The sequence below is a fragment of the Lysinibacillus sp. NPDC097214 genome, from assembly GCF_050277945.1.
Lineage (GTDB): Bacteria > Bacillota > Bacilli > Bacillales_A > Planococcaceae > Lysinibacillus > Lysinibacillus xylanilyticus_B.
Genome location: NZ_JBNNSS010000030.1, coordinates 1 through 1623 on the forward strand (window position 1 = coordinate 1; position 1623 = coordinate 1623).

The 1623-nt window shown below is 35.0% G+C and carries 1 protein-coding gene; it reads left to right on the forward strand.

The features are described from left to right. The first annotated feature begins 252 nt into the window (after positions 1-252). On the forward strand, positions 253-1488 hold the full coding sequence (locus ACQKMI_RS25415) for an IS110 family transposase (protein ID WP_427493388.1): 1236 nt from the start codon (positions 253-255) through the stop codon (positions 1486-1488). The last annotated feature ends 135 nt before the right edge of the window (positions 1489-1623 follow it).

Genomic DNA, 1623 nt, shown 5'->3' on the forward strand with positions numbered 1-1623 from the left:
ATCGTATTATAAGGTCAGCCAGAAAATATTTCTGGTTGACCATTTTTTATATCGATATATGATAACGGTAGCCGGGGTAGAACGTTCGCGCCCGTGGGGCTAAGACCTCGTCCGCAAAACAGTTCGCCCCCTACTTGTAGAAACATGTTTGAGGCTGGTTGGGACAATGATCTCGTATAACAAGCGAAGCTATGACACTACAAAGAGGATTTAGGGGTTACCGGCAATTATCATTTTGAAGGAGGAATTATAATGAATCCAGTCATCGGTCTGGATGTAGCAAAAGGTGAAAGTCAGGTTCAAGCTTACTTGGAAAGAAAGAAGCCCTACAAGAAAAGTTTCAAAGTAAAACATGATCTTGATGGGTTAGCTAGTTTATTAGATTTTATTAAAGAATTAGAAGATATTTCAGGAGAGCGTCCCCCTCTTGTTATGGAATCAACAGGCCATTATCACACACCAATTGTTCAATATTTTGAGGACAAAGGCTATTTAATAATTATCGTAAACCCACTCATCTCTTATAAAGCAAAAAGTTCTAGTTTACGAAAGGTAAAAACAGATATCATTGATGCTAATCATCTCTGCGAGCTGTATTATAAGGAGGATTTAGAGCCTTATAAAAAGCGTGGTATCCAACTAGCGAACTTACGTAATCTTACGAGACAGCACGATAATATTACAGGCATGTTTGTACAAACTAAACTACAATTTCAGGCAGTTTTAGATCAAGTTTTTCCTGAATATAGTAATGTTTTTGGAGACTTATATTCGGATGTTTCTTTGAAAATACTACATGTATTTCCTACTTCAGAGGATATATTGAAAGCCAATAATGAAGTATTAGCAACTAAAATAAAAGAATTCTGTAATTCTCGTTCTTTAGAATGGGCAAACAAACAGGCTGAAAAGCTAATGACTGCAGCAGCTCAAAACCCTTTTCAGAAGGCTTTATATTCTAGTCTTTCCCTAAGCTTAGATATGTATATTAATATGCTTTTTGAATATAAAAAACATCTATCCATGCTTGAAAATGAGATAGATGCTTTATCAAAAAGTATTGAAGAATCTAAGATTCTCCGATCAATTCCCGGTATCGGAGAAAAAATCGCTGCCACGATTGTATCTGAAATTGGGGAAATTGAAAGGTTTAATAATCCTAAGAAACTAGTCGCATTTGCCGGTCTTGATCCAAGTGTCTTTGAATCTGGTACATTCAAAGGTACTTACAACCGAATAACCAAAAGAGGATCTAGCAGACTACGGCAAGCTTTGTATATGGCTGTTAAATGTGCTATTCGTGACTGTCGAAAACAGAAAACAACGGATGAAATCCTTCCTCGTAATAAGAAATTACGGGCGTTTTATGATAAAAAACGGGAAGAAGGAAAACCATTTAAAGTAGCTGTAATAGCTTGTGCAAACAAACTCTTACATTGGATTTATGCACTTTTAAAAAGCAAAACTTCTTTCCAAGACTTAGCTTGATTTAACAATTTAACTAAGTAGACCTGAACTTTCCAAATCAAGTATTTGGACGGTTATTTGGTATACACAAATTTAGTATAACATGATATTTTTATTATTTTTAATGAAAATTATTGACAACTATTAGCTGGTTTT

Bases quoted from the DNA above. Each gene is read 5' to 3' on its own strand.
- ACQKMI_RS25415 (WP_427493388.1), top strand. From the start codon at position 253: ATGAATCCAGTCATCGGTCTGGATGTAGCAAAAGGTGAAAGTCAGGTT.